This is a genomic window from Pseudomonas sp. TE3899, from assembly GCF_056279105.1.
Window position 1 is genome coordinate 1,227,948 of the sequence record NZ_JBWBQR010000001.1, and the last position, 20,181, is coordinate 1,248,128.

The 20,181-nt window shown below is 61.9% G+C and carries 16 protein-coding genes and 1 pseudogene; 4 read left to right on the plus strand and 13 right to left on the minus strand.

Annotated elements, in window-relative coordinates; all coding sequences use genetic code 11:
* Window positions 1-19 precede the first annotated feature (19 nt).
* The 13 genes from ACZ89E_RS05660 to ACZ89E_RS05720 all read right to left on the minus strand — a co-directional run bounded on the left by ACZ89E_RS05660 (window position 20) and on the right by ACZ89E_RS05720 (window position 14,552).
* Complete coding sequence (locus ACZ89E_RS05660) at window positions 20-1,609, minus strand: arylsulfatase (protein ID WP_476255066.1); 1,590 nt, start codon at window positions 1,607-1,609, stop codon at window positions 20-22.
* 75 nt (window positions 1,610-1,684) lie between these two features.
* Window positions 1,685-2,710: an HAD family hydrolase gene (locus ACZ89E_RS05665; protein ID WP_476255067.1), complete on the minus strand. Its 1,026-nt coding sequence runs from the start codon at window positions 2,708-2,710 to the stop codon at window positions 1,685-1,687.
* Window positions 2,707-4,014, minus strand: coding sequence for a BatD family protein (locus tag ACZ89E_RS05670; RefSeq protein WP_476255068.1), 1,308 nt, complete (start codon window positions 4,012-4,014; stop codon window positions 2,707-2,709). The genes ACZ89E_RS05665 and ACZ89E_RS05670 overlap by 4 nt, the downstream gene beginning before the upstream one ends.
* The gene (locus tag ACZ89E_RS05675) at window positions 4,011-5,594 is read right to left on the minus strand and encodes a vWA domain-containing protein (RefSeq protein ID WP_476255069.1); all 1,584 of its coding nucleotides are present in this window, start codon (window positions 5,592-5,594) and stop codon (window positions 4,011-4,013) included. Before ACZ89E_RS05675 ends, ACZ89E_RS05670 begins: the two co-directional genes overlap by 4 nt.
* 1 nt (window position 5,595) lies before the next feature.
* Window positions 5,596-6,588 (minus strand): vWA domain-containing protein, encoded by a 993-nt coding sequence (locus ACZ89E_RS05680; RefSeq protein ID WP_476255070.1) that lies wholly within the window; start codon window positions 6,586-6,588, stop codon window positions 5,596-5,598.
* On the minus strand, window positions 6,575-7,150 hold the full coding sequence (locus ACZ89E_RS05685) for a DUF4381 domain-containing protein (protein WP_476255071.1): 576 nt from the start codon (window positions 7,148-7,150) through the stop codon (window positions 6,575-6,577). The genes ACZ89E_RS05680 and ACZ89E_RS05685 overlap by 14 nt, the downstream gene beginning before the upstream one ends.
* Complete coding sequence (locus ACZ89E_RS05690) at window positions 7,147-8,085, minus strand: DUF58 domain-containing protein (protein ID WP_476255072.1); 939 nt, start codon at window positions 8,083-8,085, stop codon at window positions 7,147-7,149. The genes ACZ89E_RS05685 and ACZ89E_RS05690 overlap by 4 nt, the downstream gene beginning before the upstream one ends.
* Before the next feature lie 8 nt (window positions 8,086-8,093).
* The gene (locus tag ACZ89E_RS05695) at window positions 8,094-9,074 is read right to left on the minus strand and encodes an AAA family ATPase (protein WP_476255073.1); all 981 of its coding nucleotides are present in this window, start codon (window positions 9,072-9,074) and stop codon (window positions 8,094-8,096) included.
* Between the two features lie 78 nt (window positions 9,075-9,152).
* Window positions 9,153-10,049, minus strand: coding sequence for a transporter (locus ACZ89E_RS05700; RefSeq protein WP_476257019.1), 897 nt, complete (start codon window positions 10,047-10,049; stop codon window positions 9,153-9,155).
* 48 nt (window positions 10,050-10,097) lie between these two features.
* A complete protein-coding gene (locus ACZ89E_RS05705) occupies window positions 10,098-11,504 on the minus strand; it encodes a DUF1254 domain-containing protein (protein WP_476255074.1) in 1,407 nt (468 codons plus the stop codon).
* Window positions 11,505-11,569: 65 nt separating this feature from the next.
* On the minus strand, window positions 11,570-13,033 hold the full coding sequence (locus ACZ89E_RS05710) for a DUF1254 domain-containing protein (RefSeq protein WP_476255075.1): 1,464 nt from the start codon (window positions 13,031-13,033) through the stop codon (window positions 11,570-11,572).
* A 10-nt stretch (window positions 13,034-13,043) separates the two neighbouring features.
* Window positions 13,044-13,835, minus strand: a complete 792-nt coding sequence (locus ACZ89E_RS05715; protein ID WP_476255076.1) for a hypothetical protein — start codon at window positions 13,833-13,835, stop codon at window positions 13,044-13,046.
* 291 nt (window positions 13,836-14,126) lie between these two features.
* Window positions 14,127-14,552: a YciI family protein gene (locus tag ACZ89E_RS05720; protein WP_476255077.1), complete on the minus strand. Its 426-nt coding sequence runs from the start codon at window positions 14,550-14,552 to the stop codon at window positions 14,127-14,129.
* 105 nt (window positions 14,553-14,657) lie between these two features.
* Between ACZ89E_RS05720 and ACZ89E_RS05725 the strand changes: the two are divergent.
* The 4 genes and pseudogenes from ACZ89E_RS05725 to ACZ89E_RS05740 form a co-directional block, all read left to right on the plus strand.
* Window positions 14,658-14,741: pseudogene (locus tag ACZ89E_RS05725) on the plus strand (polyketide cyclase); the annotation flags it as partial.
* A gap of 275 nt (window positions 14,742-15,016) precedes the next feature.
* Entirely contained in the window at window positions 15,017-15,517 is a 501-nt protein-coding gene (tpx, locus tag ACZ89E_RS05730; protein WP_476255078.1) for a thiol peroxidase, read from the plus strand.
* A 173-nt stretch (window positions 15,518-15,690) separates the two neighbouring features.
* On the plus strand, window positions 15,691-17,001 hold the full coding sequence (locus ACZ89E_RS05735) for an MdtA/MuxA family multidrug efflux RND transporter periplasmic adaptor subunit (RefSeq protein WP_463257536.1): 1,311 nt from the start codon (window positions 15,691-15,693) through the stop codon (window positions 16,999-17,001).
* Window positions 16,998-20,093 carry an MdtB/MuxB family multidrug efflux RND transporter permease subunit gene (locus ACZ89E_RS05740; RefSeq protein WP_476255079.1) on the plus strand — a complete coding sequence of 1,032 codons (3,096 nt, stop codon included), beginning with the start codon at window positions 16,998-17,000 and terminating at the stop codon, window positions 20,091-20,093. Before ACZ89E_RS05735 ends, ACZ89E_RS05740 begins: the two co-directional genes overlap by 4 nt.
* Window positions 20,094-20,181 lie beyond the last annotated feature (88 nt).

Below are 20,181 nucleotides of genomic sequence, written 5' to 3' on the forward strand. Positions count from 1 at the left end.
CGAGCGGCGGTCCAGCGTCTTACGGTGCAGCCGGTGCCGCTTTCATTTTTTCTGCGATTTTTGCATCCACGGCAGCACGGATCTGGTCGATGCTGAAGCTCGCCGGTCTCTGGCTCGGTGGATACTCGATGAACGTCTGCAGGAACTCAGCCGACTTGGTCACCGCGACGCCGGCCAGGTAGACGTTTTTGGTGTTCCAATCGTAGAACTGATCCGACACCACGTCGGCCCGTTCATACGGGTCCATCCGCAGGTTGAGGATTTTCGGCACCCGCAGGCACACGAACGGTTCGCTCCAGACCCGGAAACCGCCCGGTTGGCGCTGCTCGCAGAACACCACTTTCCAGTTGTCGAAGCGCATCGACACCAGCACCCCGTCATCGTTGAAGTAGTAGAACTCCTTGCGCTCACCTTTAGGTTGTTGGCCGGTCAGGTACGGCAGTTGGTTGTAACCGTCCAGGTGCACTTTGAAGTTGGCGCCGCCCGCGGTCGGTGCCCAGCCTTTGAGCAGCTTGTTTTTGACATCGGCATCGCCCGCCGCCGCGAGCAGGGTCGGGAACCAGTCCATGCCCGAGAACATCTCGTTGGAAACTTCGCCGGCCTTGACCTTGCCCGGCCAGCGGATGATCGCCGGCACGCGATAGGCGCCTTCCCAGTTGGAGTTCTTCTCGTTACGGAACGGCGTGGTCGCCGCGTCCGGCCAGGAGAACTGGTTCGGCCCGTTGTCGGTGGTGTAGACCACGATGGTGTTGTCGGCGACTTTCAGGTCGTCGAGGGTTTTCAGCAGTTTGCCGACGTCGCCGTCATGCTCGAGCATGCCGTCCGCGTATTCGTTGCCGGGCATGCCGCTCTGGCCCTTCATCGAATCGCGCACGTGGGTGAACACGTGCATGCGCGTGGTGTTCATCCAGACGAAGAACGGTTTGTCCGCCTTCACCTGTTTCTCGATGAACGCTTGCGCCGCCGCGGTGGTTTCGTCGTCGATGGTTTCCATGCGCTTGGTGGTCAGCGCACCGGTGTCTTCGATCTTGCCGTCGGCGAAGCTGTGGATCACCCCGCGCGGGGTGTTGGCCTTGACGAACTCGGCGTCATCCTTGGGCCAGTACGGGCGCTCGGGTTCTTCTTCGGCGTTGAGGTGGTACAGGTTGCCGAAGAATTCGTCGAAACCGTGGTTGGTCGGCAGGTATTCATCCCGGTCGCCCAGGTGGTTCTTGCCGAACTGACCGGTGTTATAGCCCAGGCCTTTCAGGGCCTGGGCGATGGTGATGTCGCGTTTTTGCAGGCCCACCGGGGCACCCGGAATGCCGACTTTCGACAGGCCGGTACGCAGTGGCGTCTGGCCGGTGATGAAGGATGACCGTCCTGCGGTGCAACTGTTCTCCGCGTAGTAGTCGGTGAACATCATGCCTTCCTTGGCAATCCGGTCGATGTTCGGCGTCTTGTACCCGACCACGCCCATGGAATAGGCGCTGATGTTGGTCTGGCCGATGTCGTCGCCGAAGATCACGAGAATGTTGGGTTTTTCAGCGGCCCCGGCAGTCGCCGAAAACGCCATGACCGAGGCTGCCACCAGGGCGAGTTTCGGTAGCCACTTACGTATGCGAGTCATCTGACTTGCTCCTTTTGCTCACTTGCGTCGCCTCAGGGCGACCTACGTTTTATGCGGTCCTGCGTAACGCTGTTGTTATTGCACTTGCTCGGTGGTGGCCTCGAACGGGTAGATCCGCTGCCAGTCGGCAGCCATGTCCACGATAGTCCAGCCACGGGATTTTGCTTCGTCCAGCGCCTTGTCCAGCTTGCCGACCGGGGATTGACGGTCGTAGGCCCATTCGCGCTGGGCATCGGTGTGGTGCACCAGGCCCATGAAGCGTTTGCCGGGTCCGGCGGCGGTCCACTGCAGCATTTGCAGATCGCCGTCGGAGTTGCCGAACGCCAGGATCGGGCGTCTGCCAATCACCGCGTCGATGGTTTCCGGTTTGCCCGGGCCGTCGTCGTTATGCGCCAGTTTGGCGGTGCGCAGGATCGATGGCTGTCCGTCCTTGAGCTGATAGGCGGTGACGAAGGTGGTGCCGATCACTTGCTCCGGTGGGATGCCATAGACCTTTTCGGCGAAGGCGCGCATGAACGCGGTGTCGCCGCCGGAGACGATGTAGGTCTTGAATTGCTGGCTGCGCAGGTAATCGAGCATTTCCAGCATCGGCTGGAAGATCATCTCGGTGTAGGGCTTGCCGGTTTTCGGATGGCGGGCCTGGGTCAGCCAGGTCTTGGCGTCGTCGTCGAAAGCTTCGGTGGTCATGCCGGTGTGGGTCGCGCCGAAGATTTTCAGGATGCCGTCCATGCCCGCAGCAGCCAGGGCTTTGTGATCGTTTTCCAGCACGGCTTTGAAGGGCTGGGTGGTTTTCCATTCCGGGTGCTGCGGCGCGGTGCGCTTGACCTCGTCGAAGGCGAATAGCAACTCGAAATACGCCGGTTGCTCGCTCCACAGGGTACCGTCGTTGTCGAACACGGCGATGCGTTCGGCGGGTTTGACGAAGTCCTTGCCGCTTTGATCGGTGACCGCCTGCACGAATTCGATGATGCTTTGCTTTGCCGGGCCGTCGTTCCACGAAGGCAGCGGCTCGGTGGCCTGGGCCAACAGCGGCAGGGCCAGGGTCAGGGTCAGCAGCAGGCTTAACCCGTAGCGGCGGCGGATCGATAGCGGGTGCGTCATGGGAAATCCTTCTCGTGAACGGGGTTGAGTGGCCGTAACGCGGAAGGCGCCGGGGCCTTGTGACGCTGGGCCTGACTTTGCAGCGTAGCCAAGGATTGCTTGAGCTGGCGCAGGGCCTGATCTTCGGTCGGTGTGCGGCCGTAACAGGCGCGCAACAGGGTTTGCAGGCGTGGGCCGAGGTCAGTCAGCTTCAGGCCCTGGCGGCTGCGCCTGAGCCACAGGTACAGGGCGCTCAATTGCGCGGGTTTGCCTTCGATTTGCCCGGGGATCTGCTGCCAGGCGTAGTCCGCCGATTGCAGCCACGCCGTTTGCCGGACCTGATGTCGCGCCTGTCGGGCGAGCCAGGCGCGGCGGACGAGCGGGCGGGCGAAGTAGCCAAGCAACGCCACGATCACCAGGATCGCCAGCCCGCCCAGCCAATGCCCGGACAGGTGCACGCGGCCCTGCTGGCCGAGTTTTTTCAGGTCTTCGCTGATGGAGAACACCGGGCGATAAGCGCTGTTGGCGGCGGCTTCAAACGTGACTGCCGGCACTTCGGCGGTGCGGGTCTGCCGGGTGCTGGCGTCCCACCATTTCACCTGGATGGGCGGCAGGCTGTAGCGACCTTGGGTGTCGACCCGGTAGGTCACCGTGTCGATGCGCTGCCCGCCGTTGAAGTGGCCGCGACCGTCGTCCAGGGTGCTGACCTGCGGCGCTTTCGGGTAACGACTGAGGCCGGTGACCTCGGCCAGTGACGGCGTGGGCAGCGACATCGCCAGGGCGCCGTCGGCTTGCAGCGTCAGTTGCCGGGTGAGGCTGTCGCCGACCTTCAACGGCGTTGCCGAGTTGAATACCTGTTGTGTGAAGCGCAGACCGGAGGCCACCAACACCGCTTCACCGGCCTGGAACCCCGGCGGTTGCGCAGCCGTGAAGTGCAGCGCTTGGCTCTGGGCGCTCAGCGGCGCGCTGGCCTGGGCGGGCGTGGCACGCACGGTCAACGGCGGAATGTCGAAACCCTGGGCCAGGTTCGGCGTGATCAGGTAGCTGTAGCGCATGCCGTTGAAGGAATGGCCGTCGAGGGTCTGGTTCAGGTGTTGCGCATGCCCGTTGGGCGGCATCACCAGCGCGCCGTTGAGTGTCAGGTCGGGCAGGTTCGGGGCGTCGGTGAACCAGGTGTCGGTAAGGACGTCGAGTTGCAGTTCGACGAGGCTGCCGACCATGATCGACTCCACCGGCTGCACCTGCGCCTGCACCCGCAATTGGGGTTCATCGGCAACGGCATTCGCCGACAGCAGCCAGACCAGCAGCGCGCCAATAATCCTCATGGCGCCCCCCGGGTCTGCTGGTCCTGCAAACTGAATTTCTGCTTCAAGAACTTGGCCGGCGATGTACTGAGGTTCTGCAACCACACCTCATCCGACGCCGCTTGTTCGGTCGGCACCGGTTTGCTCTGGCCCTTGCCCGGCGCCTTGTCTATCTTGATCTCGTCCGGCTTGACCTCGGGAGCGTTCTGCTCGGCGCTGTCGGTGTCTTTTTGCAGGGCGATGGCCAAGGCCAGATTGGCCGTGGCTTCGGGGAACTGCGCCTGCAACTTCAACGCCTGGGTGTACGCGGCAATCGCCTGATCGAACTTGAAACGCTTCACATAAATATTGCCCAGGTAGAAATACGCCTGAGGCGTTTCCAGTCGCGCAAAACTCGCCAGCGCCAGGTCGTAATCGGCGGCGTTGTAGGCGGCGATGCCTTTCCAGTACGGATCGACAAACAGCGCCGCCGCCTGCGGTAAATGCTGGTGCTCGAAGGCCCAGCGACCTTGCTGGTCCTGGGTGAAAAACGCGTCGGTCAGGGCATTGGCTTCAGCCGTAGTCGGTTGCAAACCCATGCCGAGCGCCAGCAGCAAACCGGCCATCCAGTTCAGGCTCCAACCCTTGCGCACGCTGAAGAACGCGATCAACAGCAGCGGCCAGCACAGCCAATAACCGGCGTCTTTCCAGTGCAGTTCGCGCTGTTCGGCACTGGCACTCTGGAAATGCTGCTGGGCGTGCAGTTCGACCCAGTCGAGGTCATCGTTATTCAGCGTCAGGCTGCCCAGCGGTGCATCCAGCGCCGAGGCCAGTCGCTTGAGCGCGGCCTGATCGAAACTGCCCAGCGCCGGCCGCCCATGGCTGTCGGTGCGCGGCTGGCCGCTGGCGTCGTGGATGATGCCGCCGTCTTCGCTGCCGACGGCAAGGATCAACACTTGCAACGGGCTGTCATTCAACAGCTTGTCGAGGCCGTTCAGTTGGGTCGTGTCCGCGCCATCGGTGATCAGCAGCAACGTCCCCGGGGTGTTCTCGGCGGCCAGCAGGCGTTTGGCTTGCTCGATCACCGCGCCGACGTTCTTCCCGGATTGGGCGATCAGGTCGGTGCTCAGGGCCTGGATAAAGGTGTCGAGCAATGCCGGATCGTCGGTGGGCGGCAATACCAGATGCGCGCTGCCGGCATAGGCGATCAAACCGCTGCGAGCCCCGGCGCGGCGCTGGATCAGGTCGTGGAGCTTGTGTTTCGCCGCTTCCAGACGACTCGGCGGCACGTCGCCGGCGTCCATGGACGGCGACAGGTCGATGGCGATGATCAGCGGCGCACGGTTCTCCAGGTAATCCGGGCGATCCTGCTCCCAGGTCGGGCCGGCCGCTGCGACGGCACCGAGAATCAACAGGGCGCAAACCAGATGCACCGGGCGCAGGCGTTGCCGGTCTTGCGGCGTGATCAGCAGGTGCGGCAACAAGTGCTCGGCGATATTCCCGCGCAAGCGCCGTTGCAGATCATGGCTACGGCGCCACAACAGCGGCAGCAACGCGCCGAACAGCGCGAGCATCAGCCACAGTGGACGCAGGAAATGGAAGTCGCTGAGATTGATCTCCATCTCAGGCCTCCTGCCGTTGACGGGCCATCGACAAGCGCGGACGGAGCAGGGCGCCCAAGTGATACAGCGCCAGCACTGCTATCGCCGCACCCAGCGGCCACCAGAACAGATCGCGTTTTGGCTGATGGCTGAGGGTTTTCACTTGATGCGGGGTGAGTTGGTCGAGGGTGCTGTAGACCTGATCCAGCGCGGTGCGGTCTTCGGCGCGGAAGAACTGGCCGCCCGTGGCCTCGGCGATGTGCTGCAAGCCTTGCAGGTTGACCTTGGCTTCGCCCTCAGCCGTCGGGTCGCCGATGCCGATGGTGTGAATCACCACGCCTTTGGCGGCGGCCATGGCTGCCGCGTGGTCCGGGGTGATGGCGCTGCTGGTGTCGTTGCCGTCGGTGAGCAGGATCAGCACTTTCTCCTGCTCGTGGGCCTGATCCAGCAGTTTCAGGCTCAGGCCGATGGCATCGCCGATGGCGGTATTGGGTCCGGCCATGCCGATGCCGGTGTCGTCCAGCAATAGCGACAGGCTCGCGTGATCGAGGGTCAGCGGCGCCTGCGGATAGGCAGCGCTGCCGAACACGATCAGGCCCAGGCGTTCGTCTTTGCGCTTGTCGATAAAGCCGTGGACCACCTCTTTGACCGCGGCCAGACGATTGAGCTTCTGGCCGTTGGCAGCGGTGAAATCGGTGGTTTCCATGGATTGGGAGATGTCGATGGCCAGCATCAAATCCCGCACCGGTTGCTGGCGTTCGATGGGTTTTTCGACGAAAACCGGGCGGGCTGCGGCGATCAGCAACAGCGTCCAGACCAGCAGATTCAACAGCAACTGCCAGCGGTTGTGGCGACTGCCGGGCGCGCTGGGTGCCTGGCCGATCGCACGGCTCATGGCGCCGAAAAACGGTACGCGCACCGCGCTGCGGGCCTCGCGGTAAGCGGGCAGGCAGCGATAACCGAACCACGGCAGCGGCAACAGCAGTAACAGCCAGGGGTAATCAAGCTGCCACATGATGATGCTCCACCCAGCGTTTGCAGGTGGCGAACAGCTGTTGCCGGTGTTCGTCCGGTAGCGCCAGCAATGTGGCGTCGGGGGCGTAGGCCAGCTGCGCCAGTTGCTGGCTGAAATCGGCGGGCAGCGGTTGCGCACTGTGCCGTACCAGAAAAGCCTGCCAGTCATCACCTCCCAACGCACCCACCCCCTGTAGGAGCGAGGCTTGCCCGCGAAGAACGATGACGCGGTCTTTCAGAGGGACTGCGTAACGGCCTTCGCGGGCAAGCCTCGCTCCTACGGGATCGGGGATCGACAGGGCGACGCGTTTTAGCAGTTCCGGCAATTCGCGCAACGCGCTCAGGTCATCGCTGCGCCGTTGCAACTCCGCCAACCGCACCAGCGCCTCGCGCCGATAGCGATCCCGGCGCCACTGCCAGACCTTGCGCGCGCTCACCAGCAGCACCGCGATCAGCAACACACCGAGCACCACCCACCAGCCCCACGTCTGCGGCGCATAACTGACTGGCGCAGGCAATCCCAGCTCCTGAAGCTGTTCGATGCTCGGAATACTCGGATTCATCGCCGGCCGCCGCTGAGTTTTCCCAGCTCGGCGCGCAGTTGTTCGTGGGCCGCGGTGGCGGTGCTGAACATCATCAGCGGCACCTGACTGCGGCGCAGCAACGTGGCGACGTCCTTGAGCCGCCCACTGAGAAAGTCCCCCAGCGGTTCATGCACCCGCCGCTGTTCCACCGCCAGTTCTACTTGCAACTGGCCCTGGGTCACCAGCAAACGCCCGTTGTGCGGCAGGTTCAGCGCCAAGGGGTCGTAGACCTGCATGGCGATCACATCGTTATGGGCCGCCAGTTGCCGCATCAACTTCAGGGTGCGTTCACCGGCCCCGGCAAAGTCGCTGACGATGCAGATCAAATGATCGTGACCCGCCACCGCCAGACAATGCTGCAACACCTTGTCGAGCTGATCTTCATCTTCAGCGTCCGGGTTGCCGGCGTTCAGTTCCTGATTCTGCCGGGCGATGCGGCTGCACAGCGCTTCGAGCCGTTTGCGGCTGCGCAGTGGGGCGACGCTGTCGATGCGTTGATCGTTGAACACCAGCCCGCCCACCCGGTCACCGGCGTTGAACACCATCCACGCCGCCAGCGCGCCAAGCTCGGCAGCAAGGGCCGATTTGAAGCAGTGTTGCGAGCCAAAGAACATCGACATGCGCTGATCCACCAGAATCAACGCCGGGCGGTCGCGCTCTTCGGTAAAGGTGCGCACCACCGGTTTGCCGGTGCGCAGGGACGCGCGCCAGTCGAGGTGACGCAAGTCATCCCCCGGCTGGTAGCGACGCAGTTCATCGAAATTCAAGCCCCGGCCACGCAGGCGCGAGGCATGGTTGCCGGCGAGGATGCTGCCCTGAGGCTGGCGGGCGAGGAAACTCAGGTCACGGGCCTTGAACTCCAGCGCCATCAACTGCGCGAGAGAGACATAGACCAGCCCGTCGGCACGCTTCATTTTCAACCTCAGGCTGGAATCGCCACTTTATCGAGCAAGCGGTCGAGCACCTGATCCGCCGTCACGCCGTCAGCCACCGCGTCGTAACTCAGTTGCAGGCGATGACGCAGCACCGGGTGCACCACGGCGCGCACGTTGTCAGGCGAGACAAAATCCTGCCCCTGCAACCACGCATCGGCGCGGGCACAACGGTCCAGGCCGATGCCGCCCCGGGGGCTGGCGCCAATGGCGATCCAGCGGCCGAGGTCGGCGTCGTAATCCGCCGGGTGGCGGGTGGCGTTGATCAGGTCGATCAGGTAAGTGTCGATGGCCGGCGACACGTGAATGCCGCTGACCTCACGGCGCGCGGCAAAAATCACCTCCTGGGACAGCGCAAAGCCCGGCACCGGGGCGGTCTTGGCGCCCAATGCAAACTCCTCATCGCGCAACAGCCGCAGCACCTGGCTCTCGTTCTCCGCACTCGGGTAATCCAGCAGCACTTTCATCAGAAAACGGTCCATCTGCGCTTCGGGCAGTGGGTAGGTGCCTTCCTGCTCGATCGGGTTTTGCGTCGCGACTACGATGAACAGTTCCGGCAGCACATGGCTGTTGCCGGCCACGGTGATTTGCCGTTCTTCCATGGCTTCGAGCAACGCCGCTTGCACCTTGGCCGGGGCGCGGTTGATTTCATCGGCCAGGATCAAATTGCCGAACAGCGGCCCGGGCTGGAAGCGGATTTCGTTCTGGCCTGCCACTTGATGCAGCACCTCGGCGCCGGTGATGTCCGACGGCAGCAAGTCCGGGGTGAACTGGATGCGGCTCATCTTTGCGTCCAGGTGCTTGGCCAGGGCCTTGACCGTGCGGGTCTTGGCCAGGCCGGGCAGGCTTTCCAAAAGCAAATGGCCGTTGGCTAACAGACCGAGCAGGATCTGCCGAATCACTTGATCCTGACCAAGGACGGATTCGGCGATGCTGGCTTGCAGGGCGTTGAGATCAGTGAGTGCGGTCATAGGGACAATCCCTCGCTTAAAACATAAAGGTCGGAATGACCGGGATGAATGACAAACGGAATTTCCAGCGGCGCTCCGTTACCAGGCGTACTGCAAACGCAAGGTCCAGGTGTTGACGTCCGGTGAACCGGTGCGCTCCGACACCGTGTCGGAGTAAGCGATCAACCCGCCGAACTGCGGCGACAACATGAAGCCGACGCTGGCGCCGAACAGGCCGTTTTCCTGTTTGTTGTCCTGCCAGTCGCCGTTGATTTTGGTTTCGCCGCCACGGTTATAGGTGGCGTCCAACGAGGCCCACAGCGCGCGGTTGAGGGTGTAGCTGTAGTGGGTTTCGATGGCGTAAAGCGGTTTTTGCTCAAGCTTGCCGTTGCCGTGATAGTCGTCGTTGTCGCCGTACATCGACACGTAGGTGTTGAATTCCAGCCAGGTCGGGCCGATGGGCGTACCGAAGGCGATTTCCGGCTTGAAGGCCCAGCGGTTGGAGCCGATGTTGATGATCCGGTCCTTGTCGTAATCCCCGGTCGGGGCGGTGATCCACAGCGCGCCGGTGAGGAAGGTTTCCGGGGTCCAGTTGGCGAACTCTTCCTTGGTCAGCGCCGGGCCGCCGAACAGGTTGTGCACCAGCACAAACTGAGTGTCGGCCATGCCGCCGTTATGCTTGGTGCCATCGAAGAACTGCGCGTTGTCGAACGAGGCGGAAATGTCGGCGTAGGGTTGCAGGATCTGGATCGCACTGTTGCGCCCGTCCACCGCGAACGAGCGGGCGTAACGGGCGATGTACAGGTTGGCGTCCAGGGACAGGCCATCAATCGGCAGCGCGGTGTCGATCGGCGTGTTGGTGTCGATGCGGTTGTAATAGCCGAACACCATGTTCAGGTCGGTGGGCAGGTTCTGCCAGTCGCGGGCGTTGTCGGCCTGGCTCAGCAGCGGCGTCATGGCCAGCGTCAGCGCCGTCATGCCTTGTCGGGGTGTCATCACGCGCATGCGTTTGCTCCTGCAATGTTGTGGGCCGCGGCTCATTTCTTAGGGCCCGACTTTATTCAGCAGCGGCATTTTCCACTGGCCGCTGGCGACTTCCGGTTTTGGCAGGTACAGGCGCAAAACCCCATAGAACGGCCCGTTTGGTGCAGGCAGCCAATTGCTTTGAAGGTCCTGGGCCGGTGCCTTTTGCTGTACGTACAGGGTCAAGCCACCGTCGGCATCGAGCTTGAGGTGGGGCAGCATTCGCGAGTTGATCAGGTAGCGGTTCAACGGGTTGGCTACCAGCAATTTGTTCTTGCCGTCGTACATGGTCAGGGACCAGAACGCATCAGCCGGGGGCAGGGCACCCTTGTCGAAATGCAGGGTGTAGTCGTGTTTCGAGGCGTCCACCGGTTGGCCGTCCTTGTCGACGAAATATCCGATGTAGTTCGCCTCTTCCGCGGAGTTGCCGAAGATCCCCATGTTGGCGCCGGCGTAGCGATACAAGTAGTTGCCGTTGAGGTGATCGCGGGTGCCGAAGAAATCGCCGCTGGTGACCTCGTGGGTGTCGACCCTGGTTTTCTTGAACTCGGCGAATTCAGCCTTGGCGTCGCTGATGCCGTCTTCCAGGGCCTGGCGTTGATCGTCGGTGAAGTCTGTCAGGACGAAGGGTTTGCCGGCCTCGATGCCGATTTTCGCAAAGCGCGCCAACAGGTCTTTTTCCGCGTCCTGGGCCGGAGCGAAGGCGAGCATGAAATTCAGGTAACGGAACAGGTCCGGGGTGTCGCTCATGGTCGGCGTGGGCTTGGGCCAGGCGACTTTCTTTGCGGCGGGCGGGGCTTTGTGTTTGACGTAATGGCTCAGGGTTTCGACCTTGTAGCCTTTCTGGATCTGCTTGACCTTGGCCAGGTCTTTCTCGTCGAACAACTGCGTGCGGTACAGCGCATAGGCAATGTTGCTTTCGCTGCGCACCAGGCGATCCATTTCCACCGGTTGCTGGCCCTGCCAGTTCGGCCCGGCAATCATGAAATGCCCGCCGTTGTTGCCGGTGCTGCGGGTGCCCAGGTAAGCGAAGTTCTGGGTATAGGCGTCGATCAGTTGCACGGAGTAATAGCGATGCTCCTCAATCGGCGGCAGGGTCAGCACCAGCGGTTCGGCGCGCAGGTCCATCCAGATGAACGAGTAGGGCGTGTCGGCATTGGGCGTGACAAACGCGGTGTCCTTGGCGGTGAAGGCCTTGGCGGTGTTGCCGATGTGGTTGAACGGTGCCTTGAAATTCGCACTCCTGGTGTCCACGGCCTGGGTGTAGAGGGTCTTGTACATCTCCACCACCGGGAAGCCGTACAGATAGGCTTCCTTGGCGATGCCCCGGGCTTCTTCCGGGGTGGCGGTGAAGTTGGCCCAGGCGCTGCCACTCAGCAGGATTGAGAGGCTGGCGAGTATCAGGCGGGGGGCTTTTTCAAGCTGCATGGGGTGTCCTTTCAAAGTAAGGTCTGCCACAGGTTTTGGGTTCGCCGTACATCTGTCCGACGGCGTCATTCCACCGCCGCAATGTCATCAAGCTTCCAGCTCTTGTCGAAATAGGCTTCGGTCGGCGCATACAAACGGAAGTAACTGAACCAGTGTTTGCCCGGCAGGGTTTGCACCCAGTTGTTCTCGAAACCCTTGGGCGCGGTCGGGCCGAAGTACAGGTCCACCGAACCGTCGGCATTCTTTTTCAGGTCTTGGCGGGACGACAGGTCGGCCTTGCGTTGCGGGTTATCAATCAGGCAACGGCTGTCGATGTCGTACACGGTCATCGACCAGAACTGCTTGGCCGGCGGGTTGGCGCCGACGTGCAAGCGATAGCTCTTGCCGCCGTCGAGCCAGTTGCCCTTGGCGTCGGTGTAGGCGCCGAGGTAGGTCTGGCCCAGGCCCGGGGTTTTCGAAACCATGCCTTTGGTGTTGGTCACCGCTTCGTAGAACCAGGCGCTGCGTTCCCACAACTGGTCGTAGTAGGCAACGCGCTGCGACGGCTCGGCGATGTTGAGCACGGTGTCCCACTGCCGGTCTTTCCAGTACTGCGCATCCGGGAAACGCTTGGCGAAGGTGTTGGCCTTGGCGATCAGCTCGCCGACCTGCGCACCTTGTTCCAGAGCCTTGCGCTGATGGTCGTTGGGGTTGAACGGCTTGTCCTTCTCGATCCCCAGGCTGGCGAGCATGGCCATGTAGAAACGGTCGCGTTCGTTGACCGGTTCTTTCTGGATGATCTGGTGCAGCCGCTCCCAGTACGCCATGCCCCGTGGCTGGGTGCCGGACCAGGCTTTGCCGCCGGGGGAGAGCAGTTGGGTCTTGCCCGGTTCTGCACGCTTGGCGTAGGGGTACATCTTGAATTGTTCGACCAGCGCCTTGCCTTTCGCCGGGTCCGGGTCGAGTACGCGGAAACCCACCAGCACGTTCATGGTTTCCGACTTGGCCAAGTAATACTTGCCCGCGTCGGCCGGTGGCTCGGCGCCCGGTGGCAGCACCAGGTACTTGCCGCCCTTGCCTTTGTCCGGGCCGGTCTGGCCCATGTCGATGATTGCCCGTTGCCAGAAATCACCGATGCCGCCCGCCGTCGGGCCGGGTGGCAGTTCAATCACCAGTGGCCCGGTTTCATTCAGGTCGACGAAGCCGAGGATGTACGGCGTGGTGGCGTTGGCGGTGATCACGCCGAGCTTGTCTTCGTAACTGTTGAGCACCATCAGGTCGCCGCTGTGGGCGCCGAGCTTGTCGCGAAACTCTTCCTGCCATTGGGCGTAGGACACCAGCGGCAAGGCCCACAGGTAACTCTGGGTCGCCTGCTGGAAATCCAGCTCGGCGTAAAGCTTGGCGATGGATTCATGGGCCGGCAGTTCGCCTTCCATGGCCACGTCGCCGATACGGGTGTCGAGGCCCTGGGCGTGCGCCTGGGCGCCCACGCCGCAACTGACGAACATCGCCATGACGCTGAAACCCGCCGCACGCAGTGCAATATGCATATCAAAATCCTTATTTGCCGAAGGTGACGTTGATCCCGGCGAACAGCGTGAATTGCGGCAAGCCATCGCCTTTACGCTCGACTATCCACTGGGGTTCAACGAAGGCGTTGAAAATGTTGGTCCCGGATTTCCAGACTTTGCCGCCACCGAAACCGATGGGGATGTAATGGGTGTCGTTCTTCAGGTCGAAGGTCCAGGTGCCGGTGGAGCGCAGGTACCAGCCCTTGGGCAGGTTATGGATGATGAACGGCTGCAGGGTCGCGGTTTCGACGTGGGCGCGATCATGGTCGCCGGCGAACGAACTTTGATATTGCACCAGCGCACCCAGCAGGCCCCGGGGTGACGAGTCGATGGCAATCGCGGCGAGGCCGGCCTGCCACTTGCCGGTGCCCAATTCATCCTGCTCGGCGGTCGGCGCCGTGATTTGCGGGCCGATGCCCAGCTGCACGCCGTCGGTCTTGAGCAGGAAGATATCGAACAGGTTCAGGTCACCGATGCCGGTGCTGTAGCCGTTGTGCGGGTCGGGGCGGGTGCTGATCGGCAAGGTCGCGCGCAGCAATTGCGGGACGCCGATGAAATCGTTGGGGGCCACCGGCAAGGTGCCGCGCAGCAAGGCGTCGTTGGTGTGGACGTTGGTGTCGTAGAGTTTGGGCGTGTAGTAGTCCTGCAGATTGGCGCCCGGCGCCAGATTCAGCGGGTTGTTGCTTTTATTGGCTTCCTCGGCGTTATCGGCGTGCGCACAAAAGGCAGACGCCAGGAGTGCCCCCGATAAAAAGGCGTGGGTTCCCTGGATTTTCGACATGATTCCCCGGTTCCTTGGTGGCTCAGTGGACGAACTCGGCCATATTTTTTGGCCTTTACTGCGTAGTCTTTTTCCTAATCAAGCCTGCAGGACACGTCTTTTGAAGCTAGCAGCTAACCGCGGGTTATCCAGTCCAAGGGGTTAATTCTTTGGTTTTGTGAGCGAATTGGCGTTTTTTCTGTGTACTAAAAAGTTAATGCGAAACAGTAGGTTGGCGGCGGGGTTTGATGTGGGACGTGAAGTTTTTCAGGCGGAGGCGGGCACACTGGCTGTGCCCGCCAGGACATCGATTCAGCTGTTTTTCGCCTGCGCACGGATTCGTTCTTCCTGCTCACGCAACTGCGGCGTGAACTCGGGGCCGAAATCCTCGGCCGAGTACACCGGGCGAATCTCGATCTCGGCGTCCGTTCCTGGCATCGGGTTCGGGCAGCGTTTGACCCATTCGATGGCTTCTTCTTTCGATTTCACTTCCCAGAGCCAATAACCGGCGATCAGCTCCTTGGTTTCGGCGAACGGGCCATCGATCACCGTGCGTTTGTCCCCGGAGAAACGCACGCGGGCGCCTTTGCTGCTGGGTTGCAAGCCATCGCACGAAAGGAGAATGCCGGCCTTGGCCAGTTCCTCGTTGTAGTTGCCCATCGCGGTCAGCAGTTCTTCGGTGGGCATCACGCCGGCCTCGGAATCCGGGCTGGCTTTGACAATGATCATGAATTGCATGGTGTTATCTCCGCTGGATGTGAGTGCTTCACTGGCTAGTCGAATGGCCATTTGCTGAATCGACAGTGCGGCTGAAAAAAAGCCGTCTTTTTAGCGTAGGAGATGCTGGCTGCCTTTCGTCATGAACACCGGGTGGCGGCGGGAGAGGGCGGTACGCTATATACCGACCTGGCGGCCATTGGCGGCGCGGCATCGCAATAGGCTGCGGTTGCTGGCCTGAACACAGACCTGTAGGAGCGAGGCTTGCCCGCGAAGAACGATGATGCGGTCTGCCTGATACACCGCAGTGTGGCCTTCGCGGGCAAGCCTCGCTCCTACAGGGTTTTTGTGTCGCTTGTATGTGGTGTATCCAATTTGTGCGCTGGCACATCACAATTTGTATCCGGGCATAGGTCGTCGGGCCATTTCGTGGTTAACTTCGGCCTCTTCAGATTTCCAACAACACCTCCAGAAGGACTCCGTTCATGGCTCAAGTCACTCTTAAAGGCAACCCGGTTCAAGTCAACGGCCAACTGCCACAAGCCGGTTCCAAGGCGCCAGCCTTTTCCCTGGTCGCCGGCAATCTGTCGGACGTGACCCTGGCGAGCTTCGCCGGCAAGCGTAAAGTGCTGAACATCTTCCCAAGCGTCGACACCCCGACCTGCGCCACTTCGGTTCGCAAGTTCAACGCCCAGGCCAACGACGTCGCCAACACTGTCGTGCTGTGCATCTCCGCTGACCTGCCGTTCGCCCAGGCCCGCTTCTGCGGCGCCGAAGGCCTGGAAAACGTACAGAACCTGTCGACCCTGCGTGGCGCCGAGTTCATCGAAAACTACGGCGTGGCCATTGCTGACGGCCCGCTCAAAGGCCTGACCGCTCGCGCTGTCGTGGTGCTGGATGAAAACGACAACGTGCTGTACAGCGAGCTGGTTAAAGAAATCGCTGAAGAGCCTAACTACGAAGCGGCCCTCGCCGTTCTCAAGTAAGGTTTTACAATTGTTAACGGCCTGGCTCTGTCCAGGCCGTTTTCATTTGTGCTTCAGTGTCTTAGCAAAACCTCCTGTTACGTAAGCCGAAGGTAAATTGCCGGTAAAGCCGCTTTGCTTAACGCTCGCCAGTGCTTATCGTTCAGCCTCCTGTAAAAGAAGCCCCCGCGCCCATGGTTGATCATTCAATGCAATCCTCCTCCCGTAGTCCCCGTCGCTGGCTGTTCGGCCTGCTTGTCCTGTTGGTCGTCGCTGCTGTGTGCTGGAAGTTCTGGCCTGCCGGCACCGAGCATAAAACGGGCGAAAAGCCGAAAGCCGTTGCCGGGCATACGGGCAAGTCCGGGGGCATGCGTCCGGGCTTTGGCGGCGCGACCGGGCCGATCCCGGTGCGGGTGGCCCCGGCGGTCAAGGGTGACTTCCCGCTGTATTACAAGGCGCTGGGCACGGTCACGGCGCTCAACACCATCAATGTTCGCAGCCGCGTGGCCGGCGAGTTGATGAAGATTGCCTTCGAGGAAGGGCAGATGGTCAAGGCCGGGGACTTGCTGGCCGAGATCGACCCGCGTCCTTACCAGAACGCCTTGCTTCAGGCCGAAGGCACCTTGCTGCAAAACCAGGCGCAATTGAAAAACGCTCAGGTCGACGTCGAGCGCTATCGCGGTCTGTTTAAAGAAGACAGCATCGCCAAGCAGACCCTCGACACCGCCGAAGCACTGGTCGGCCAATACCTGGGCACGGTCAAGACCAACCAGGCAGCGGTCAACGACGCCAAGCTCAATCTCGAATTCACCAAGATCCGCGCGCCGATCACCGGGCGTGTCGGCTTGCGTCAGCTCGACGTCGGCAACCTCGTCGCCGCCAACGACACCACCGCGCTGGCGATCATCACCCAGACCCAACCGATCAGCGTCGTTTTCACCCTGCCGGAAAACAGCCTCGACACCGTGCTCGCCCGTTACCACTCCGGCGCCAAATTGCCGGTCGAAGCGTGGGACCGTGGCGACATGAAAATCCAGGCCAGCGGCGTACTGCAGAGCCTGGACAACCAGATCGACGTCACCACCGGTACCCTGAAATTCAAGGCCCGCTACGATAACCGCGATCAAGCGTTGTTCCCCAATCAGTTCGTCAACGTGCACCTGCTGGCCGACACCCTCAAAGACGTGGTGCTCGCGCCCTCGGCGGCGATCCAGTTCGGCACCAACGGCACCTTCGTCTACGCCATGGACGGGGACAACAAGGTCAAGATTCGTCAACTGAAAGTCGGCGCCAGCGACGGTGACAACACCGTCATCACCGAAGGCCTGGCCGTCGGTGATCGCGTGGTCCTGGAAGGCACCGACCGCCTCAAGGAAGGCAGTGAAGTGGAAGTGGTCAACGACAGCCAGGATGTGCCGACTACCCCGACCGAACACCTGCAAGGCAAATCCGCGGCGAAAACCACTGAAGCGACCGCCAATGACAAGGTGAAGAAGGGCGCATGAACATCTCGCGGCTGTTCATCCTTCGCCCGGTCGCCACGACCCTGAGCATGCTCGCCATTATCCTGGCCGGCATCATCGCTTACCGGTTGCTGCCGGTGTCGGCGTTGCCCCAGGTCGATTACCCGACCATCCGCGTCATGACCCTCTATCCCGGCGCCAGCCCGGACGTGATGACCAGCGCCGTAACTGCGCCCCTTGAGCGCCAGTTCGGGCAAATGCCGGGCCTGACGCAAATGGCCTCCACCAGCTCGGGCGGCGCCTCGGTACTGACCCTGCGCTTCAGCCTCGACATCAACATGGATGTCGCCGAGCAACAGGTGCAAGCCGCGATCAACGCCGCGACCAACCTGCTGCCCAAGGACCTGCCGGCACCGCCGGTGTACAACAAGGTCAACCCGGCGGACACCCCGGTGCTGACCCTCGCCATCACCTCCAAAACCATGCTGTTGCCCAAGCTCAATGACTTGGTCGATACCCGCATGGCGCAGAAAATCGCCCAGATCAGCGGCGTCGGCATGGTCAGCATCGCCGGCGGCCAGCGTCAGGCGGTGCGAATCAAGGTCAACCCCGAGGCCCTGGCGGCCAATGGCTTGAACCTGTCGGACGTACGCACCCTTGTCGGTGCATCCAACGTCAACCAGCCCAAGGGCAACTTCGACGGCCCGACCCGGGTGTCGATGCTCGACGCCAACGACCAACTGACCTCGCCCAAGGACTACGCCAACCTGATCCTGGCCTACGCCAACGGCGCGCCGTTGCGGCTCAAGGACGTGGCGGAAATCGTTGATGGCGCCGAGAACGAACGCCTTGCCGCGTGGGCCAATGAAAACCAGGCCGTGCTGCTGAACATCCAGCGCCAGCCCGGGGCCAATGTCATCGAGGTGGTGGACCGGATCAAGGCGTTGCTGCCGAGCATCACCGACAACCTGCCGGCGGGTCTTGAAGTCACCGTCCTGACCGACCGCACCCAGACCATCCGCGCTTCCGTGACGGACGTGCAACACGAACTGCTGATCGCCATCGCCCTGGTGGTGATGGTGACGTTCCTGTTCCTGCGCCGCGCCAGCGCGACCATCATTCCGTCGGTGGCCGTGCCGCTGTCGCTGATCGGCACGTTTGGCGTGATGTACCTCGCGGGGTTCTCGGTCAACAACCTGACCCTGATGGCCCTGACCATCGCCACCGGTTTTGTGGTGGACGATGCCATCGTGATGCTGGAGAACATTTCCCGATACATCGAGGAGGGCGACAGTCCTCTGCAAGCGGCACTCAAGGGCGCCAAGCAGATCGGTTTCACCCTGATTTCCCTGACCCTGTCGCTGATTGCGGTACTGATCCCGCTGCTGTTCATGGCCGACGTGGTCGGGCGCCTGTTCCGCGAGTTCGCGATCACGTTGGCGGTGGCGATCCTGATTTCCCTCGTGGTGTCCCTGACCCTGACGCCGATGATGTGCGCGCGGCTGCTCAAGCGGGAACCGAAGGAAGAAGAACAGGGCCGTTTCTACCGGGCCAGCGGCGCGACCATCGACTGGATGATCGCCGCCTACGGGCGCAAATTGCAGTGGGTGCTCAAGCACCAGCCGCTGACCTTGCTGGTCGCCATCGCCACCCTCGGCCTGACCGTGTTCCTTTATATGGTGGTGCCCAAGGGCTTCTTCCCGGTGCAGGACACCGGGGTGATCCAGGGCATTTCCGAGGCGCCGCAGTCGATTTCCTTTGCGGCGATGAGCGAGCGCCAGCAGGAACTGGCCAAAGTCATCCTGGCCGATCCATCGGTGGAAAGCCTGTCGTCCTACATCGGCGTAGACGGTGACAACTCGACGCTCAACAGCGGTCGCATGCTGATCAACCTCAAGCCCCACAACGCCCGGGACCTCAGTGCGACCAAGATCATTGCCCGACTGCAACCGGAAGTGGACAAACTGGTCGGCATTCGCCTGTTCATGCAACCGGTGCAAGACCTGACCATCGAGGACCGGGTCAGCCGCACGCAGTACCAGTTCAGCATGTCGTCGCCGGACTCGGAGTTGCTCAGCCTGTGGAGCAGCCGTCTGGTCCAAGCCCTGGCCCAGCGCCCGGAATTGACCGACGTCGCCAGCGATCTGCAAGACAAGGGGTTGCAGGTGTACCTGGTGATCGACCGCGATGCGGCGTCCCGGGTCGGGGTGTCGGTGTCGAACATCACCGATGCGCTGTACGACGCCTTCGGCCAGCGGCAGATTTCCACGATTTACACCCAGGCCAGCCAGTATCGCGTGGTCCTGCAATCCCAGTCTGGCGAGAAAATCGGCCCGGACGCGCTGAACCAGATTCACGTCAAGACCACCGATGGCGGTCAGGTGCGCCTGTCCAGTCTCGCCCATGTCGAACAACGCCAGACGCAATTGGCGATCACCCACATCGGCCAGTTCCCGGCGGTGATGATGTCGTTCAACCTGGCGCCCGGCGTGGCGCTGGGGCATGCGGTGGACGTTATCGACCAGGTGCAGAAGGACATCGGCATGCCGATTGGCGTGCAGACCCAGTTCCAGGGCGCGGCCGAAGCGTTCCAGGCGTCGCTGTCGAGCACTTTGCTGCTGATCCTGGCGGCGGTGGTGACCATGTACATCGTGCTCGGCGTGCTCTACGAGAGCTACATCCACCCGATCACCATCCTCTCGACCTTGCCCTCGGCGGCGGTCGGTGCATTGCTGGCGCTGCTGCTGACCGGCAACGACCTGGGGATGATCGCGATCATCGGCATCATCCTGCTGATCGGCATCGTGAAAAAGAACGCGATCATGATGATCGACTTCGCCCTCGACGCTGAGCGCAATCAGGGCATGGCGCCGGAGCAGGCGATCTATCAAGCGGCGTTGCTGCGGTTCCGGCCAATCCTGATGACCACCCTGGCCGCGTTGTTCGGCGCGGTGCCGTTGATGCTGGCCACCGGGTCGGGTGCTGAATTGCGTCAGCCATTGGGTCTGGTGATGGTTGGTGGGCTGCTGGTGAGTCAGGTGCTAACGCTGTTCACAACGCCGGTTATTTACCTGTATTTCGATCGGTTGGGACGCCGCTTTGGCAAGACCGAGTCGAAAGAGGTGGTGGTATGACGCCGGTCAGCTGCAAGTTTCAAGCGGCAAGCGGCAAGTTAAAGCCTGCGCACGGCCTGCTTTTCTCTTGCAGCTTATGGCTTGAAGC

Bases quoted from the DNA above. Each gene is read 5' to 3' on its own strand.
- ACZ89E_RS05660 (WP_476255066.1), bottom strand. From the start codon at position 1,609: ATGACTCGCATACGTAAGTGGCTACCGAAACTCGCCCTGGTGGCAGCC.
- ACZ89E_RS05665 (WP_476255067.1), bottom strand. From the start codon at position 2,710: ATGACGCACCCGCTATCGATCCGCCGCCGCTACGGGTTAAGCCTGCTG.
- ACZ89E_RS05670 (WP_476255068.1), bottom strand. From the start codon at position 4,014: ATGAGGATTATTGGCGCGCTGCTGGTCTGGCTGCTGTCGGCGAATGCC.
- ACZ89E_RS05675 (WP_476255069.1), bottom strand. From the start codon at position 5,594: ATGGAGATCAATCTCAGCGACTTCCATTTCCTGCGTCCACTGTGGCTG.
- ACZ89E_RS05680 (WP_476255070.1), bottom strand. From the start codon at position 6,588: ATGTGGCAGCTTGATTACCCCTGGCTGTTACTGCTGTTGCCGCTGCCG.
- ACZ89E_RS05685 (WP_476255071.1), bottom strand. From the start codon at position 7,150: ATGAATCCGAGTATTCCGAGCATCGAACAGCTTCAGGAGCTGGGATTG.
- ACZ89E_RS05690 (WP_476255072.1), bottom strand. From the start codon at position 8,085: ATGAAGCGTGCCGACGGGCTGGTCTATGTCTCTCTCGCGCAGTTGATG.
- ACZ89E_RS05695 (WP_476255073.1), bottom strand. From the start codon at position 9,074: ATGACCGCACTCACTGATCTCAACGCCCTGCAAGCCAGCATCGCCGAA.
- ACZ89E_RS05700 (WP_476257019.1), bottom strand. From the start codon at position 10,049: ATGACACCCCGACAAGGCATGACGGCGCTGACGCTGGCCATGACGCCG.
- ACZ89E_RS05705 (WP_476255074.1), bottom strand. From the start codon at position 11,504: ATGCAGCTTGAAAAAGCCCCCCGCCTGATACTCGCCAGCCTCTCAATC.
- ACZ89E_RS05710 (WP_476255075.1), bottom strand. From the start codon at position 13,033: ATGCATATTGCACTGCGTGCGGCGGGTTTCAGCGTCATGGCGATGTTC.
- ACZ89E_RS05715 (WP_476255076.1), bottom strand. From the start codon at position 13,835: ATGTCGAAAATCCAGGGAACCCACGCCTTTTTATCGGGGGCACTCCTG.
- ACZ89E_RS05720 (WP_476255077.1), bottom strand. From the start codon at position 14,552: ATGCAATTCATGATCATTGTCAAAGCCAGCCCGGATTCCGAGGCCGGC.
- tpx (WP_476255078.1), top strand. From the start codon at position 15,017: ATGGCTCAAGTCACTCTTAAAGGCAACCCGGTTCAAGTCAACGGCCAA.
- ACZ89E_RS05735 (WP_463257536.1), top strand. From the start codon at position 15,691: ATGGTTGATCATTCAATGCAATCCTCCTCCCGTAGTCCCCGTCGCTGG.
- ACZ89E_RS05740 (WP_476255079.1), top strand. From the start codon at position 16,998: ATGAACATCTCGCGGCTGTTCATCCTTCGCCCGGTCGCCACGACCCTG.